The sequence below is a fragment of the Actinoplanes sp. SE50/110 genome, assembly GCF_900119315.1.
Classification (GTDB): Bacteria; Actinomycetota; Actinomycetes; order Mycobacteriales; family Micromonosporaceae; genus Actinoplanes.
Genome location: NZ_LT827010.1, coordinates 8,858,756 through 8,874,451 on the forward strand (window position 1 = coordinate 8,858,756; position 15,696 = coordinate 8,874,451).

16 protein-coding genes are annotated in these 15,696 nt (G+C 72.0%); 8 read left to right on the top strand and 8 right to left on the bottom strand.

Features of this window, described 5'->3' with window-relative positions; genetic code table 11:
- Positions 1–33: 33 nt before the first annotated feature.
- A complete protein-coding gene (locus ACSP50_RS39670) occupies positions 34–1,077 on the bottom strand; it encodes a type III polyketide synthase (protein WP_043513097.1) in 1,044 nt (347 codons plus the stop codon).
- A 17-nt stretch (positions 1,078–1,094) separates the two neighbouring features.
- The gene (locus tag ACSP50_RS39675) at positions 1,095–1,826 is read right to left on the bottom strand and encodes a methyltransferase domain-containing protein (protein WP_014694976.1); all 732 of its coding nucleotides are present in this window, start codon (positions 1,824–1,826) and stop codon (positions 1,095–1,097) included.
- 87 nt (positions 1,827–1,913) lie between these two features.
- On the opposite strand from ACSP50_RS39675, the gene ACSP50_RS39680 reads away from it, so the two are divergent.
- The 5 genes from ACSP50_RS39680 to ACSP50_RS43620 all read left to right on the top strand — a co-directional run bounded on the left by ACSP50_RS39680 (position 1,914) and on the right by ACSP50_RS43620 (position 7,722).
- Positions 1,914–2,747, top strand: coding sequence for a UbiA family prenyltransferase (locus ACSP50_RS39680; protein WP_014694977.1), 834 nt, complete (start codon positions 1,914–1,916; stop codon positions 2,745–2,747).
- A gap of 94 nt (positions 2,748–2,841) precedes the next feature.
- A complete protein-coding gene (locus ACSP50_RS39685) occupies positions 2,842–3,606 on the top strand; it encodes a hypothetical protein (RefSeq protein ID WP_014694978.1) in 765 nt (254 codons plus the stop codon).
- A gap of 31 nt (positions 3,607–3,637) precedes the next feature.
- Positions 3,638–5,056 carry a DNA repair protein RadA gene (radA, locus tag ACSP50_RS39690; RefSeq protein ID WP_014694979.1) on the top strand — a complete coding sequence of 473 codons (1,419 nt, stop codon included), beginning with the start codon at positions 3,638–3,640 and terminating at the stop codon, positions 5,054–5,056.
- 177 nt (positions 5,057–5,233) lie between these two features.
- On the top strand, positions 5,234–6,334 hold the full coding sequence (disA, locus tag ACSP50_RS39695; RefSeq protein ID WP_369793983.1) for a DNA integrity scanning diadenylate cyclase DisA: 1,101 nt from the start codon (positions 5,234–5,236) through the stop codon (positions 6,332–6,334).
- A gap of 323 nt (positions 6,335–6,657) precedes the next feature.
- A complete protein-coding gene (locus tag ACSP50_RS43620; protein ID WP_043513099.1) occupies positions 6,658–7,722 on the top strand; it encodes a hypothetical protein in 1,065 nt (354 codons plus the stop codon).
- Positions 7,723–7,797: 75 nt separating this feature from the next.
- On the opposite strand, the gene ACSP50_RS39705 is transcribed toward ACSP50_RS43620, so the two are convergent.
- The 3 genes from ACSP50_RS39705 to ACSP50_RS39715 all read right to left on the bottom strand — a co-directional run bounded on the left by ACSP50_RS39705 (position 7,798) and on the right by ACSP50_RS39715 (position 9,483).
- Positions 7,798–8,307 (bottom strand): 2'-5' RNA ligase family protein, encoded by a 510-nt coding sequence (locus ACSP50_RS39705; RefSeq protein ID WP_014694982.1) that lies wholly within the window; start codon positions 8,305–8,307, stop codon positions 7,798–7,800.
- Positions 8,308–8,310: 3 nt separating this feature from the next.
- A complete protein-coding gene (locus ACSP50_RS39710) occupies positions 8,311–9,090 on the bottom strand; it encodes a hypothetical protein (RefSeq protein ID WP_014694983.1) in 780 nt (259 codons plus the stop codon).
- A 165-nt stretch (positions 9,091–9,255) separates the two neighbouring features.
- Positions 9,256–9,483 carry a hypothetical protein gene (locus tag ACSP50_RS39715; protein WP_014694984.1) on the bottom strand — a complete coding sequence of 76 codons (228 nt, stop codon included), beginning with the start codon at positions 9,481–9,483 and terminating at the stop codon, positions 9,256–9,258.
- A 21-nt stretch (positions 9,484–9,504) separates the two neighbouring features.
- On the opposite strand from ACSP50_RS39715, the gene ACSP50_RS39720 reads away from it, so the two are divergent.
- The 3 genes from ACSP50_RS39720 to ACSP50_RS39730 are packed head-to-tail and all read left to right on the top strand — an operon-like array spanning position 9,505 to position 11,832.
- Complete coding sequence (locus ACSP50_RS39720) at positions 9,505–10,401, top strand: A/G-specific adenine glycosylase (RefSeq protein ID WP_014694985.1); 897 nt, start codon at positions 9,505–9,507, stop codon at positions 10,399–10,401.
- A gap of 43 nt (positions 10,402–10,444) precedes the next feature.
- Positions 10,445–10,966, top strand: coding sequence for a SigE family RNA polymerase sigma factor (locus ACSP50_RS39725; protein WP_014694986.1), 522 nt, complete (start codon positions 10,445–10,447; stop codon positions 10,964–10,966).
- Positions 10,963–11,832, top strand: coding sequence for a hypothetical protein (locus tag ACSP50_RS39730; RefSeq protein WP_014694987.1), 870 nt, complete (start codon positions 10,963–10,965; stop codon positions 11,830–11,832). Before ACSP50_RS39725 ends, ACSP50_RS39730 begins: the two co-directional genes overlap by 4 nt.
- Here the strand turns inward: ACSP50_RS39730 and ACSP50_RS39735 are convergent.
- From ACSP50_RS39735 to ACSP50_RS39745, 3 genes are all read right to left on the bottom strand, one after another.
- The gene (locus tag ACSP50_RS39735; protein WP_014694988.1) at positions 11,795–12,382 is read right to left on the bottom strand and encodes a DUF4291 domain-containing protein; all 588 of its coding nucleotides are present in this window, start codon (positions 12,380–12,382) and stop codon (positions 11,795–11,797) included. The genes ACSP50_RS39730 and ACSP50_RS39735 overlap by 38 nt on opposite strands.
- Positions 12,383–12,400: 18 nt before the next feature.
- The gene (locus ACSP50_RS39740; RefSeq protein WP_014694989.1) at positions 12,401–12,925 is read right to left on the bottom strand and encodes a hypothetical protein; all 525 of its coding nucleotides are present in this window, start codon (positions 12,923–12,925) and stop codon (positions 12,401–12,403) included.
- A gap of 122 nt (positions 12,926–13,047) precedes the next feature.
- Positions 13,048–15,570, bottom strand: a complete 2,523-nt coding sequence (locus tag ACSP50_RS39745; RefSeq protein ID WP_014694990.1) for an ATP-dependent Clp protease ATP-binding subunit — start codon at positions 15,568–15,570, stop codon at positions 13,048–13,050.
- Positions 15,571–15,696 lie beyond the last annotated feature (126 nt).

The window sequence follows — 15,696 nt, forward strand, 5'->3', positions numbered from 1 at the left end:
GCCACCGACGGAGCCGACGAAGCCCGACCAGTCTCACCCCCGAGGCGACAACTCCAACAACGCCCCGTAGAGCGTCAACCCCGGCCCGAAAGCGAGCATCACCACCCGCCGCGGCGGACTCGCCCGGTTGCGCAGCGCGTTCAGCACCAGCAGCACCGTCGGCGACGAACAGTTCCCGTACGCCGAGAGCACCCCCCGCGACGCCTCCAGCGCCCCGTCGTCGAGCCCGAGCCGCTCCTGCACCACGTCCAGGATCCGTGGCCCGCCCGGGTGCACCGCCCACCCGTCCACATCCGCGATCTCCAGCCCGTGCCGCCCGAGCAGCTCCGCCACCATCGCCCGCACGTGCACGGACAGCACCGCGGGCACTTCCGGGGACAGCCCCATCCGGAATCCGAGGTCGGTCACCTCCCACGTCATGTGTCCGGTGGTGGTGCTGTCGGTGACCGCGGCGAGCTCGCGCACCGCGTATCCGGGGAGGCCGGCCGAGGCCGGGGTGAGCACGGTGGCCGCGGCCGCGTCGGAGAAGAGCGCGTGCGAGACGATCTGCTGGACGTCGGGCGCGCCGGCGCCGACCGGCTGCATGTGCAGGCTGGTCAGCTCGGTGCACAGGAGCAGGGCCGGCCGACCGCGGGCGACCACGTGGTCACTCACCGCGCCCAGCCCCGGCAACGCGGCGTAACACCCCATGTGGCCGACAAAGAGGCGCTGCACGCCGGGTGACATGGCGAGGTCCCGGGCGAGCAGGATGTCCAGCCCGGGGGTGGCGTAGCCGGTGCACGAGCAGACCGCGAAGAGTCCGACGTCGGCGGCGGCGAGCCCGGCGTCGGCGAGGGCCCGTTCCGCCGCGGCCCGGCCCAGCGGGACCGCCTCGTCCTGGTAGCGCCGCATCCGCCGCTCGGTGGACCAGCCGGAGACGTCCTCCTTGAGCGGGCTCACCGCGGCCTGCCGGGTGACCACCCCGGAGTTCGCGAAGATGCGCCGGGCCAGGCCGCGCCGCCCGTTCGCGTAGTGCTGGGCGAAGAAGCCGTCCCACAGGTCGTTCTGCACGGTGGACGGGGGCAACGCCACGCCCATCCCGCTGATCACCGCTGTCACGCCGCCGCCTGTCCGAGAGGTTTGTGACCGACGGCCTGGTAGAGGATCGCCGGGGAGAAGGTGGGCAGGATGCGGCCCAGGGGCCGGCCGGGCCGGGGCGGGCGGCGGCTCAGCCAGCGGGCCAGGCCGGTGAGGCTGGGACGGACGCCGCGCACCGCCAGCCGCACGCCGTGCCGGGCGAACTCGGCCCGCAGCCGGTGCGGCGACACGAACAGGGCCGGGTCGTGCAGCCCGGCCGGGGCCACGCCGACCCGCTCCCCGAGGGTGACCGTGACGAACCGGCTCAGCGCGGTGTCGTTGACCGTGTCGAGCACCACCCGGCCGCCGGGGCGCAGCACCCGGCACAGCTCGGCGACGGTGCCGCCGAGGTCGGTGACGTGCTCCAAGATCTCGCCGGCCACCACCACGTCGGCCGCGCCGTCGGCGAGCGGCAGCGCGGTCACGTCCCCGGCGACCGGGACGACGCCCTCCCGGGCGGCCCGGGTCAGCCCGGCGCGGCGCAGGTCGATCCCGACGTGGTGATAGCCGAGGTCGCGGACGTGCGGCGCGAGCAGGCCACCACCGCAGCCGGCGTCGAGCAGCACCCGGCCCGGCCCGGCCGGCCGCGGGATCAGCTCGGCGCGGGCGGCGGCCAGCCAGTGCAGCAGCTCGAAGCCGCCGCCGGGACGCCACCACTCGCCGGCCAGTTCGTCGTACTGGCACGGATCGTTGCGCCGCATCGACACCATGTGATCGAGACTCGCACGGTTGCGCCCCGCCCACCACCGGGCGGGCCCGGCTTGTGGACAACCCGGGCCGGTGGACAATGGCCGTTCATGGATCGCCGAAGGTCATTGGCCCTGCTGCGCGCCGCCCACCCGGAGCCGGGCGCGGCCGTCACCGTCGCCATGACGCTGCTGGCCGTGGGCGCCGGGCACCGCGCCGGGCGGCTGCTCTGCGTGTTCCTGGCGGTCGCGGCGACCCAGCTCGCGGTCGGCTGGGTCAACGACTGGCTGGACGCCGACCGGGACCGGCGGGCCGGACGCCGGGACAAGCCGATCGCGGACGGTGCCGTGTCACGGCGTACCGTCGGCGTCGCGGGTCTGGTGGCGGCCCTGGCCGCGCCGGTCGCGGCGCTTCCGCTGGGCGCGGCCGCCACCGTGACGATCGCGGTGGCCGCGGTCTTCGGCCTGCTCTACGACTGGCCGTTGAAATCGACGGCGTTCTCGGTGCTGCCCTATCTGATCGCGTTCGGGCTGCTGCCCGCCTTCGTGGTGGTCGGCCTGCCCGGGCATCCGTCGCCGCCGGTCTGGCTGGTGGCGGCGGCCGGGCTGCTCGGCGCCGGCGCGCACTTCGCCAACGTGCTGCCCGATCTGGACGACGACGCGGCGACCGGGGTGCGCGGTCTGCCGCACCGGATCGGTGCCGGCGGTTCCCGCCTGGCGGCCGCGGCGTTGCTGCTGGGCGCTACCGCGACGCTGGTGCTGGGCCCGCCCGGAGCGCCGTCGTGGTCGGGGTGGGCGGCCGGCGCGGCCGCCGTCGTGGTCCTGCCGATCGGGGGGTACGCCGCCGCCCGCGCCCGTGGCCGGCCGGTCGCTCTGTTCCGGGCGGTGATGGTGGTCGCCCTGATCGACGTTCTCTTGTTGATCTTCAGCGGGCCGGTGGTGTGATCCACAGCGGCCGGATGGATGGGTCGGCGCACGCGGCTGTTTGCCGCCCACTAGGCTGATCTCACACCTTGGTGTCGCTATTTGGAGGATCGTGATGCGCTCGCTGGTAACCCGTCGCGCCGCCCTGGTCGCGGGTGTCGCCACCGTCGGTGCCATCGCGCTGGCCGGTTGCTCGGCCGGTCAGGTCGCCGAGACCGCCATCCTGAACACGCCGATCGAGGGTGTGAACGCGGACGCCCTCGCCACCGACGGCACCGTCAGCGTGGCCGTGCGCAACGCGCAGGTGGCCTACAACGGCGTCAAGGGCTACGCCAAGGGCGAGAACGCGCCGCTCGATCTGAACCTTTACAACCGGACGGCAAGCCCGGTCACCGTGTCGATCAGCAGCACCCCGGCCAACCGGCCGCAGGTCGTCTCGGGCACCCAGGTCGGCTTCGTGAAGGCGGCCGCGCCGACCACCGCGGCGGCCGTTCCGGGCGCCTCCTCGGCCCCGGCCCAGCCGGGCGCGTCGGCCCAGCCGGGCGCGTCGGCCCAGCCGGGCGCGTCGGCCAAGCCCGGTGAGGTTCCCGGCGCCCTGCCCGGCACGTCGGCCTCCGCTCCGGCCGTGCCGGCCGCTCCGACCGTCACCACCGCGCAGATCACCATCAAGCCGCTCGGCTCGGCCCTGTTCCACTCGACCGACGCCGACAAGCTCCAGGTGGTCAACCTGTCCGACGCGCTGCGCCCGGGCGAGTCGGTCAACCTGGTCTTCCACTTCAGCAACGGCACGCCCGACCTGACCATTCAGGCGCCGGTCGCGGTCCCGCTGAGCCCGGCCTCCCGGGCCCCCGGTCTGGAGAACGAGAACACCGAGGGGTGATGTTGTCGTACCCGGCGGCTAACTTGGCCGGGTGACGACCTCTCGGACCAGTTCCAAGGCAGCCCGCCCGGCCTATGTCTGCGACGCCTGCGGCCACCAGCCCCCCAAGTGGCTGGGCCGGTGCCCGGAGTGCGGCGAGTGGGGCTCGGTGATCGAGTCCACGGTGACCGTCGGGGTCTCCGGCCGGGTCGTCAGTTCCCGCATGCCGTCCGAGCCGGCGAAACCGATCTCGCAGATCAGCGCCGCCCCGGCCAAGGCGGTGCCGACCGGGGTCGGTGAGCTCGACCGGGTGCTCGGCGGTGGCCTGGTGCCCGGCGCGGTGGTGCTGCTCGCCGGCGAGCCCGGGGTGGGCAAGTCCACGCTGCTGCTCGACGTGGCCCAGCAGTGGGCGGCCGGCGCCGGTTCGCCCTCGCTGGTGGTCAGCGGCGAGGAGTCGGTGAGTCAGGTGCGCCTGCGGGCGGAGCGGCTCGGCGCGCTGCACGAGCGCCTCTTCCTGGCCGCGGAAAATGATCTGGGCACGGTCATCGGCCACCTCGACGCGGTCCGGCCGGGCCTGCTGGTGCTCGACTCGGTGCAGACCGTCTCGGCTCCGGGCACCGAGGGTGTGCCCGGTGGCGTGACCCAGGTGCGGGCGGTGACCGCCGCCCTGGTCTCGATCGCCAAGGAGCGCGGGATCGCCACCGTCCTGGTCGGTCACGTCACCAAGGACGGGCAGGTCGCCGGCCCGCGGGTGCTGGAGCACCTGGTCGACGTGGTGCTGCATTTCGAGGGTGACAAGCATTCGTCGCTGCGGCTGGTCCGCGGGGTCAAGAACCGGTTCGGCGCGGCCGACGAGGTCGGTTGCTTCGAGATGCACGAGGGCGGCATCAGCAGCCTGCCCGACCCGTCCGGCCTGTTCCTCACCCGCTATCTGGAGCCGGTGCCGGGCACGTGCGTGACGGTCGCCATGGAGGGCCGCCGGGCGCTCGTCACCGAGGTGCAGGCGCTGATCGGGGCCGAGGTGCAGGGCTCCCCCCGGCGCACCGTCTCCGGCCTGGACAGCGCCCGGCTGGCGATGGTGCTGGCGGTGCTGGAGCGCCGGACGAAACAGTTGAAGCTCTACAACCGCGAGGTGTTCGCGGCGACGGTCGGCGGCATCCGGCTGACCGAGCCGTCGGCCGACCTGGCGATGGCGCTGGCGGTCGCCTCCGGTGGGCTGGATCTCGCGATGGCGCCGACCCTGGTGGCGATCGGTGAGGTCGGGCTGACCGGCGAGATCCGCCGGGTGAGCGCGGTCGGTCGGCGGCTGGCCGAGGCGGCCCGGCTGGGGTTCCGGGTGGCGCTGGTCCCGCCGGGCAGCACGGCCGGTGAGGGCGGCACGCCCAGGGGCATGGAGGTGATCGAGGTGGGTGATCTCCGCTCGGCGCTGCAGAGCGCGGCGCGGGCGTCGGCCGATCACTCCACCCGATGACCCTGGGCGGTGACCGAGAGTGACGATTCATCACGCTACGGAGCATTCATCGAACCATGCCTCGTTGCTCCGGATGACAGTTCGTAGACTGTACCGGTGCCGCTCGACCGCGATGGTTCCAAGTCCGCCGCCAGTTCATCGCCGCGGCCCGGCGTCAACGGCGCGGGCCACCGCGCGGTGACCCCGGCGACCGGTTCCGGCCTCACCGGTGGCGCCAGCGATCCGCTGCGCGCCAATCTCGCCCTGATGGCCCCCGGCACCGCCCTGCGCGACGGTCTGGAGCGCATCCTGCGGGGCCGCACCGGTGCCCTGATCGTGCTCGGCCACGACGCCGTGGTGGAGGCGATCTGCACCGGCGGTTTCCCGCTCGATGTGGAGTTCTCCGCCACCCGTCTGCGGGAGCTGTGCAAGATGGACGGCGCCGTGGTGCTCTCCAGCGACGGCACCCGGATCGTCCGGGCCGCCGTGCATCTGATGCCCGACCCGGGCATCCCGTCCGAGGAGTCCGGCACCCGGCACCGCACCGCGGAGCGGGTGGCCAAGCAGTCCGGCTTCCCGGTGATCTCGGTGAGCCAGTCGATGCGCATCATCGGGCTGTATGTGAACGGTCAGCGTCACGTCCTGGACGATTCGGCCGCCATCCTGTCCCGGGCCAATCAGGCTCTGGCCACCCTGGAGCGTTACAAGCTCCGGCTGGACGAGGTGTCCGGCACCCTGTCAGCGCTGGAGATCGAGGACCTGGTGACGGTCCGCGACGCCGTGGCGGTGGTGCAGCGGCTGGAGATGGTCCGCCGGATCGCCGACGAGATCTCGGGTTACGTGGTGGAGCTGGGCACCGACGGCCGCCTGCTCGCCCTCCAGCTGGACGAGCTGATGGCCGGCGTCGACTCGGACCGCACCCTGGTCATCCGGGACTACCTGCCCACCGGCCGCAAGGCGCGCACGCTCGACGAGGCGCTGGTCGAGCTGGACCTGCTCACCGCCACCGAAATGATCGACCTGGTCGCGGTGGCCAAGGCGATCGGCTATCCGGGCGCCTCGGACGCGCTGGACGCGGCCGTGTCGCCGCGCGGTTTCCGGCTGCTGGCCAAGGTGCCGCGGCTGCCGGCCCAGATCGTCGACCGGCTGGTGGATCACTTCGGCAGCCTGCAACGGCTGCTGGGCGCCACGGTCGAGGATCTGCAGGCGGTCGAGGGGGTCGGCGACGCCCGGGCCCGCGGGGTGCGTGAGGGTCTGTCCCGGCTGGCCGAGGCGTCGATCCTAGAGCGCTACGTCTAATGACCCTCTGTCACCGCTGATCAGCGTATGTGACATGCACCACCTTGAGATCGGGCATTTCGCCGTCGGCATTGTGTAAAACGCACGTTTCAGGCGCGACTCCACGATGGTCGACATTACTCAAAGTGATGACCCCTTCCGCCGCCGCCCGGTGCGCCCTAGCCTGATCGCACCGCGGAGACCTCGCCGCGGCACCCAGCATCTGGGGAGACGAGGATCCGGGCCGGGCAAGAGATCGGTCACCGCATGGCGGCCCGGGGAGTCAGTGGTGAGACCGCCCCCGACCCGATTGCACAGTCAGGGGCCTCGTCATGCGCCGTGTCATGTCTGTTCTCAGTGGCGCCGCCATCGCCACCGCCGCGTTCGCCGGGCTGTCGCCGGCCGCCGAGGCCCACGGGGCGGGGTCCTGCGTGAGCGCCGCGGACGCCACCTACCAGCACACTTTCGACGGCCCCGGCGGCACCGCCACGATCACCGCGCTGATGCCGCTGTGCGACGGTGAGTCGCAAGACTTCTCGCTGGTGTCGTACACGGCGCCGAAGAAGTCGTACGCCGTCCCGCAGTTCGCCTACGACGCGCAGACCGCCCGGATCGATGCCGGCACCCGCAGTGTCTCGCTGCACGTCGCGGTGCCGGGCTGCTTCACCCAGGTCGACACGGTCTTCGGCGCGGCCGTGCTGAACGAGATCACCGGCAACGACACCCGGTACGGCAACGCCAAGCTCGGCTCGTCGTCCGGCCTGGGCAGTCACTCCTCGGGCCGGGCGGCCTGGTACAACGGCGGCGACGGCGTCTGCTCGCCCAGCCCCGCGGTGAGCTTCAGCACCGACTGCGACGGCGTCCTGCACATCCACCTGACGAACGCCGCGAACGCCGGTGTCGACGCGGTGTTCGTGACCGGTGGCGAGCGGATCCGGGTCAAGGCCGGCCAGGCCGCCGACCGCACGGACCACTCCGGCAGGCCGGTCACCGTTCGCGACAACAGCTTCCGGACCAGCATCGGTACGCCGTCGAAGCCGGCCGACTGCCCGACGCCGACCACGCCCACCACGACGCCCACCACGGCGCCCGCCACGGCGCCCACCACGGCGCCCACCAGCGTGCCGACGAGCGCCCCCACCAGCGCACCGACGTCCGCGCCCACCACCGCGCCGGTGTCCTCACCGTCGGCCGGTGCCGCGCCGACCGGCCCCGCCCCGGTGAGCCCGTCCGCCTCCGGGGGCGTGCTCGTCACCCCGACCGCCGGCGCCACCACCCCCGGCGGCGACCTCGCGCTGACCGGCTCGAACGCGGGCACGCTCGGCCTCTACGCCACCGGCCTGCTGCTGGTCGGCGGCGGCCTGGTCGTCGCCGGCCGCCAGGCACGCAAGCGCCGCTTCACCGCCTGACCGTCACGCGCTCATCGGGAGGCCGTCGCCGACGGTCTCCCGATTGCCGGGTACGGGTGATCCGCCCCGCAGGCGTCAGAGCGGGTGCAGGATGTCGTTCGCGTGATCGGCGATCGCCGCCCCGGTGATCGTCCCGCTCAGTGGCAGGATCTCCAGACAGCGCCGGATCGCCGCGGCCATCATCGGGTTCGGCACCCGCAGCGACACCGTGCAGTGCGGCACCCACAGCCCCGGCCGGTAGTGCTCCCACACCTCGACCCCGCCCGCCGCCAGCCGCTCGTGCACGGCGCGATGGTGGTCCATCAGCTCGGGTGTCATGGTGATCCCGAGCCAGAGCACCCGCCCGACGAACTGGCCGGCGAAGTCCATCCGCACGCTGAGCCCACGGCCGACGTTCAGGCCGTCCAGGGCGGCTGCCGCCGCGTACGGCTCGATGGTCCGTGCCGCGGCGAGCGAAACGTGCGGCCGGTGCCTCGGGTGCAGCGATCCGAGCGTGGGAATGCCCTCGGCCTCGAGGGCGCGCCACAGCGTCCGGACCCGCCGCGTCGCGTCGACGTCCAGGTACAGCTCGAGCGCCGCGACCAATCGTCAGGACAGGGTCAAGACGACCGGCTGGCTGACGAGCCCGTCGAGGCGGCCGCGCAGCGAGTACTGCCCGGCCGCGGGCGCCGGGCCGGTCGCCGTCGCGCCGTTGCAGGCCGTCGACTGGTGGCCGTTCCAGGTGATGTTGAATTCGCGCTGGTCGCCCGGCTTGAACGTCTGCACGTCGTTGCCGTGCACGCCGCTGCACTTGTCCGAGGACCAGATCTTCTGCGCGCCGGCTTCGACGTACAGCTCCTGCGGGTCGGCGCCGACGTCGCGGGTGCACGTGCGGTTGCCGACGTTGCGGATCCGCAACGTGATCGCCAGGTTGGCGCCGCGCTTGATCGAGGTGGCCGCCGGGACCGGCGTCACCTGGATCTCGTTGTCCGCGCACGCGTTGCCGGCCGGCTGATTGACGTTGGTGTTCTGCCCGCTGCCGTTCTGGCCGCCGCCGTTCTGGCCACCGCCGTTGGCGGGCAGCAGGCCGCTGTCACCGTTGTTGCCCTGCGACTGCACCGGGTCCGGATAGACCGGGTTGCCGGCCGGCGCCGAGGCGAGCAGGCCGTTGTCGCTGTCACCGGGCTTGCCGGAGACCGACGACTTGGGCGTCGCCGAGGCCGGGGCGGGCGTCGGGTACGACGAGGCCGCGTTCTTGGTGTCCGGTTTCGTGTCGTCGTGCGAGCACGCCACGAACCACACGATGATGCCCAGCAACAGGGCGCCGAGCACGACCGCCCGCCGCCGCCAGTAGACCGCGGGTGAGAGGGGACCAACCGTCGTACGCATGATGTGGCCCACCGTAAACCCGGACCCCCACGGTCATCGCGCGCGACGCGCCGGACAACCGACACCAACTCGCGGACCTGTTCGTTAGTGATAGGCCCCGCGCTGGTGAACCGCGTGCCCACCGGCCACTCATCGAGAAACGACTTTCCGGCACAGTGACCGATCTCATGCCGTCACGGCGGCGCCGCCCGGCTCGGCGGGTCGGAGGGTGACCTCGACACCCAGCTCGGCGGCGGCCACCGCGAGCAGCTGGGCCAGCTCGTCGGCCCGGCCCGGCGGCAGCTCCGCGGTCAGCTGGAGCGGGCCGGTGAGCTGCATGGTCAGGCCGGTGACGTCACCACCGGCCGCGGTCAGCGCCTCGGTGACGGCGGCGATGGTCCCGAGCTCGTCCACCTATCTACAGTAAGGGCTGCTATGACTCTCGCCGACGAATCCATCGCCTGGTACGACGCCAACGCCCGGGATCTGCCGTGGCGGCAGCCCGAAACCACCCCGTGGGGTGTCCTGGTGAGTGAGGTGATGCTGCAACAGACCCCGGTGGTCCGGGTGGAACCGGCCTGGCGCTCCTGGATGACCCGCTGGCCGACGCCGGCCGCGCTCGCCGCCGACCCGCAGTCCGAGGCGATCCGGATGTGGGGCCGGCTCGGCTATCCGCGCCGGGCGATGCGGCTGCACGCCTGCGCCCAGGCGATCGTCGAGCGGCACGGCGGGCGGGTGCCCGATCAGCTCGACCAGTTGCTCGCGCTGCCCGGGGTGGGCACCTACACCGGGCGGGCGGTGGCCACCTTCGCGTACGGGCAGCGGCACCCGGTGGTGGACACCAACGTCCGCCGGGTCGTCTCCCGGGTGGTCGAGGGCAAGCCGGACGCCGGCCCGGCCACCACCACGGCCGACCTGGTCGCCATGGAGGAGCTGCTGCCCGAGGATTCGGCGCGGGCGGCCCGGGCGAGCATCGCGTTCATGGAGCTGGGCGCGATCGTCTGCACCGCGCGGGCCCCCCGGTGCGCCGATTGCCCGTTCCATGAGGTGTGCGCGTGGCGGCTGTCCGGCGAGCCGCTGCCGGAGGGGCCGAGCCGCAAACCGCAGCGGTACGCCGGCACCGACCGCCAGGTGCGCGGACTTCTCCTGGAGGTGCTGCGGCACGCCACCGGCCCGGTCCCCCGGCAGCGCCTCGACGTGGTCTGGGCCGACGAGGTGCAGCGGGCCCGCGCGCTCGCCGGTCTGGTCGAGGACGGCCTGGTCGAGCCGCTCGGTCACGAGGACTTCGTACTGGCCGGCGACGCCCCGAAAGTCGATCGACAGATTCTTTGACATCGACGGCAACCCCTGCCGGGGTGCCGGCGTGTGACAGGTCGTGAGTGAAACCACGGGGTTCACCGACTTCGTCAGAAGTCGGACGCCGGCGCTACTGCGCACGGCTTTCCTCCTGACCGGTGATCGGCACCTGGCCGAGGACCTGGTCCAGGACGCGCTGGCCCGCACCCATCGTGCGGTCCGGCGGCTCGGCGATGACGGGCACTACGAGGCGTACACCCGGACCGCCATGTACCACCTGCAGGTCAGCCGGTGGCGCCGCCGCCGGGTCGCCGAGTCGCTGCCCGGCGAGCTCACCGAGCGGGCTGACCCGGACAGCGACCACGCCGGCCGGGTCAGCCTGCAGATCGCCCTGCACAAGGCGCTGGCCCAGCTCACCGCTCGGCAGCGAGCCGTGCTGGTGCTGCGCTTCTTCGAGGACCGCAGCGAAACCGAGGCCGCCGAGATGCTCGGCTGCTCGGTCGGCACGGTCAAGAGCCAGACCAGCAAGGCGCTGACGCGGATGCGCCAGGTCGCCCCGGACCTGATCAACGCCGGCACGATGAAGGGAGCGGACCGATGAACGACGACTTCACCGTACTGCGGGAGACGATGGACCAGCTCTCCGCACACGGCGGCAACGCGGATCTGCACGACCGGATGCTGACCACCTCGCGTCGCATCACCCGCCGCAACCGCATCGTCGCCTCCGCCGCGGTGGCGGTCGCGGTGGTGGCGATCGCGACCCCGTTCACCCTGGTCGCCACCCGCGACTCCGCGCCCGGCCCGGTCGTCGCCACCCAGCCATCGGTAGCCACCACCTCGCCGTCCCCGGCGCCGTCCAGCGGTGAACCGCTCACGCCCCACCACCACACGATGGTGCCGGCCAGCCCGGCGGGGGGTTGCCCGGTCACTCAGCAGCAGCTGATCGACACGGTCAAGGCATACGACAGCCGGTGGTACCAGCCGGGCGACAAGTGGCGCGACCTGGAATGCCACGACGGGTGGGCCTCGGCCTGGTACGTGCAGAAGGTCAAGAACAGCGACCCCGGCGCCACCGTCTTCAAGTACGACACGGCCACCCGGAAGTGGGTCGTGATCGGCAGCGGCAGCGGGGACTACTGCACCTCCTACCTGCCCCGCGGCGAGTGGAGCAAGTTCCGGATCGCCTGCAACGGCGTGGATCCGGCCCAGCCCTGCCCGACCGGCAACACCGAGACCATCGACGCGATCGAGGCCGGCCAGTACGCCGACAAGGTGGCGTCCGACGACGTCGTGCAGGAACTGGCCTGCGGCGGCAAGTACGCGGTGCAGCGCCTGATCGACGGCGCCAAGACCACCTTCATCATGCAGTGGAACCCGGCCCAGCACCGCTGGCACCCGATCGCCGCCGGCCCGTGCCGGACCGTCGTCAGGAGCCCGTACGCGGATCCGTCGGTGTGCGGCTGACCACGGGGTAGGGATGCTCGGGCGGCAGCAGCTCCGCCGCCCGGGCGTCCTGCCCGGCGTCCAGCAGGCCGCGGATCTCCCGGACCCGGTCGGTCACGTCGCTGATCCCGGTGATCCACTCGTCGGCGTAGCGGATCGCCGCCTCCCCGCCGAGCCCGAGCTGCAGCGACCGGTACGGCAGCGCCCGCAACCGCAGATCCCGCTCCGGATCCCACTGCACCCGGGCCGGGGCCCGTCGCAACTCGCGCTGCCAGTCGTCCCGGCTCGGATACTCCCCCCGCACGTAACTGCTGTGCACCGCGTTCGTCAGCGCCCACTCGAAGCCCTCGCGGGTGATCGAGACCGCCAGGACGTGCTCCTGGCCCTCCTTGGTGGCCCAGCCGCAGCGATACATCATCCACAGGAACGACGGCTTGATCCAGGTCATCCGCTCCCGCTTGAACGGGGGCACGAATCGTCCGGCGCGCACCGCCGGGACCGCGATCGCCGGCGAATACGCCTGGTAGACGGTGATGGTGTGCTCGTCGTAGACGGCGCGGATCTCGTGCATGTCGCTCATCCTGGCCGATCAGATCTGGCGCAGAAAGGCAATAACGAAGGCGACCTCGGCGGCCGTGCCGAGCAGTGCGACCGGAAGCACCCAGGCGCCACCGGGCTCGCCGGCCAGGCGGGCGGTCCAGCGGCGGTGCATGGCCGCCAGGCCGATCAGGGCGGCGATGCCGGCCACCGCGATCGGGACGCCGACCAGGAAGTGCACCGCCCAGGCGCCGCCGCGGCCGGGGCCGCCCCAGGAGGTGTCGTAGGGGCCGCGGTCGACCCAGCCGTAGAGGATGCCGCGGGCCACGAAATCGGCCTCCAGAGCCAGCGGAATCAACGCCAGCAGGCCCAGCAGCAGACCCAGCAGCGCGTTGGCGACGACCGGACCGGGCCGGCCGCGTAGCGCGGGTGGCGGGCCGAGGCGGCTCTGCCACCCGGTGGACAGGTGTTCGGCGGCCGCCGAGCGGCCGGAGACCGCCAGCCCGAGGCTGGCCGCGCTGACCGGGCCGAGCCCGGCGGAGTAGAAGACGGCTTGACCGATGCGACGCGCTCTCATGCATCGGAAGATATGGATGAGGCTGGCCCGGCCGCGTCACCCTCCGGTGCCCACCGACCGTCATACCCGGGTATGACAACGGCCCGACCCCCGGGAAGGGGCCGGGCCGCGATGTCAGCGGGTCACTCCTCGCTGGTGGTCGCGCCGAGGTCGGCCGGCACCGCGTCGGGCACGGCTCCCGCCTTCTCCGCGCCGCGGAAGACCAGCTTGGACTTCTCCACGTTGGCCGGGTCGCCCTCGCAGTCCACCACCACGATCTGGCCGGGGCGCAGCTCGTTGAAGAGGATCTGCTCGGACAGCGTGTCCTCCAGCTCGCGCTGGATCGTCCGGCGCAGCGGCCGGGCGCCGAGAACCGGGTCGAAGCCCTTCTTCGCGAGGTACTTCTTCGCGTTGTCGGTCAGCTCGAGGCCCATGTCCTTGTTCTTGAGCTGGCCCTCGATCCGCGCGGTGAAGATGTCGACGATCTGCAGGATCTCCTGCTCGCGCAGCTGGTGGAAGACGATCGTGTCGTCGATGCGGTTGAGGAACTCCGGGCGGAAGTGCTGCTTCAGCTCGTCGTTGACCTTGACCTTCATCCGGTCGTAGTTGCTCTCGGTGTCCTCCGAGGCCTGGAAGCCCAGCGACACCGCCTTCGCCACGTCCCGGGTGCCGAGGTTGGTGGTCAGGATGATGACCGTGTTCTTGAAGTCCACGATCCGACCCTGACCGTCGGTCAGGCGACCGTCCTCCAGGATCTGCAGCAGCGTGTTGAAGACGTCCGGGTGGGCCTTCTCGATCTCGTCGAACAGGACCACGCTGAACGGCTTGCGGCGCACCTTCTCGGTGAGCTGGCCGCCCTCGTCGTAGCCGACGTAACCGGGAGGGGCACCGACCAGGCGGGACACCGTGTACCGGTCGTGGAACTCGGACATGTCCAGCTGGATCAGCGCGTCCTCGCTGCCGAACAGGAACTCGGCGAGCGCCTTGGACAGCTCGGTCTTACCGACACCGGACGGGCCGGCGAAGATGAACGAGCCGGACGGGCGCTTCGGGTCCTTCAGCCCGGCACGGGTACGCCGGATCGCCTTGGAGACGGCCTTGACCGCGTCCTCCTGGCCGATGACGCGCTTGTGCAGCTCGTCCTCCATGCGCAGCAGGCGGGAGGTCTCCTCCTCGGTGAGCTTGTAGACCGGGATGCCGGTCCAGTTGCCCAACACCTCGGCGATCTGCTCGTCGTCGACCTCGGACACGACGTCGAGGTCGCCGGCCTTCCACTCCTTCTCCCGCTGGGCCTTCTGGCCGAGCAGCTGCTTCTCCTTGTCGCGCAGCTGGGCGGCGCGCTCGAAGTCCTGCGCGTCGATCGCGGACTCCTTGTCGCGACGCACCTGGGCGATGCGCTCGTCGAAGTCACGCAGGTCCGGCGGCGCGGTCATCCGGCGGATGCGCATCCGTGCGCCGGCCTCGTCGATCAGGTCGATCGCCTTGTCCGGCAGGAACCGGTCGGAGATGTACCGGTCGGCCAGCGTCGCGGCGGCCACCAGGGCAGCGTCGGTGATGCTGATCCGGTGGTGCGCCTCGTACCGGTCGCGCAGGCCCTTGAGGATCTCGATGGTGTGCGCGAGCGACGGCTCGCCGACCTGGATCGGCTGGAAGCGGCGCTCCAGCGCGGCGTCCTTCTCCAGGTGCTTGCGGTACTCGTCGAGGGTGGTCGCACCGATGGTCTGCAGCTCGCCACGCGCCAGCATGGGCTTCAGGATCGAGGCGGCGTCGATCGCGCCCTCGGCGGCGCCGGCGCCGACCAGGGTGTGGATCTCGTCGATGAACAGGATGATGTCGCCGCGGGTGCGGATCTCCTTGAGCACCTTCTTCAGGCGCTCCTCGAAGTCACCGCGGTACCGCGAGCCGGCGACCAGGGCGCCCAGGTCGAGCGTGTAGAGCTGCTTGTCCTTGAGCGTCTCGGGCACCTCGCCCTTGACGATGGATTGGGACAGGCCCTCGACGACGGCGGTCTTGCCGACGCCCGGCTCGCCGATCAGCACCGGGTTGTTCTTGGTGCGGCGGGAGAGCACCTGCATGACCCGCTCGATTTCCTTCTCCCGGCCGATCACCGGGTCGAGCTTGCCCTCCCGGGCGGCCTGCGTGAGGTTGCGCCCGAACTGGTCGAGGACCAGCGAGGTGGACGGCGCGGCCTCGCCGGTGGCGGTGCCCGCGGCGGCCGGCTCCTTGCCCTGGTAACCGGAGAGCAGCTGGATCACCTGCTGGCGCACCCGGTTCAGGTCGGCGCCGAGCTTGACGAGGACCTGGGCGGCGACGCCCTCGCCCTCGCGGATCAGGCCGAGCAGGATGTGTTCGGTGCCGATGTAGTTGTGCCCGAGCTGCAGCGCCTCCCGCAGGGAGAGCTCCAGCACCTTCTTCGCCCGCGGCGTGAACGGGATGTGCCCGCTCGGCGCCTGCTGGCCCTGACCGATGATTTCCTCGACCTGCTGCCGGACGCCCTCGAGGGAGATGCCCAGGCTCTCCAGAGCCTTGGCGGCGACGCCCTCGCCCTCGTGGATCAGGCCGAGCAGGATGTGCTCGGTCCCGATGTAGTTGTGGTTGAGCATCCGGGCCTCTTCTTGGGCCAGGACGACAACCCGTCGCGCTCGGTCGGTGAACCGCTCGAACATGCCCTCGTGCTCCTCACGTGCCGTGCGCCAATGCTGAGCCTGTCTCAACAGCTGGCGGGGCCAGCGCACGGGTACCGGTGATACCCGTGCAGTAACTCTATCGCCGCCGGGAGGATCCGCTGGGCC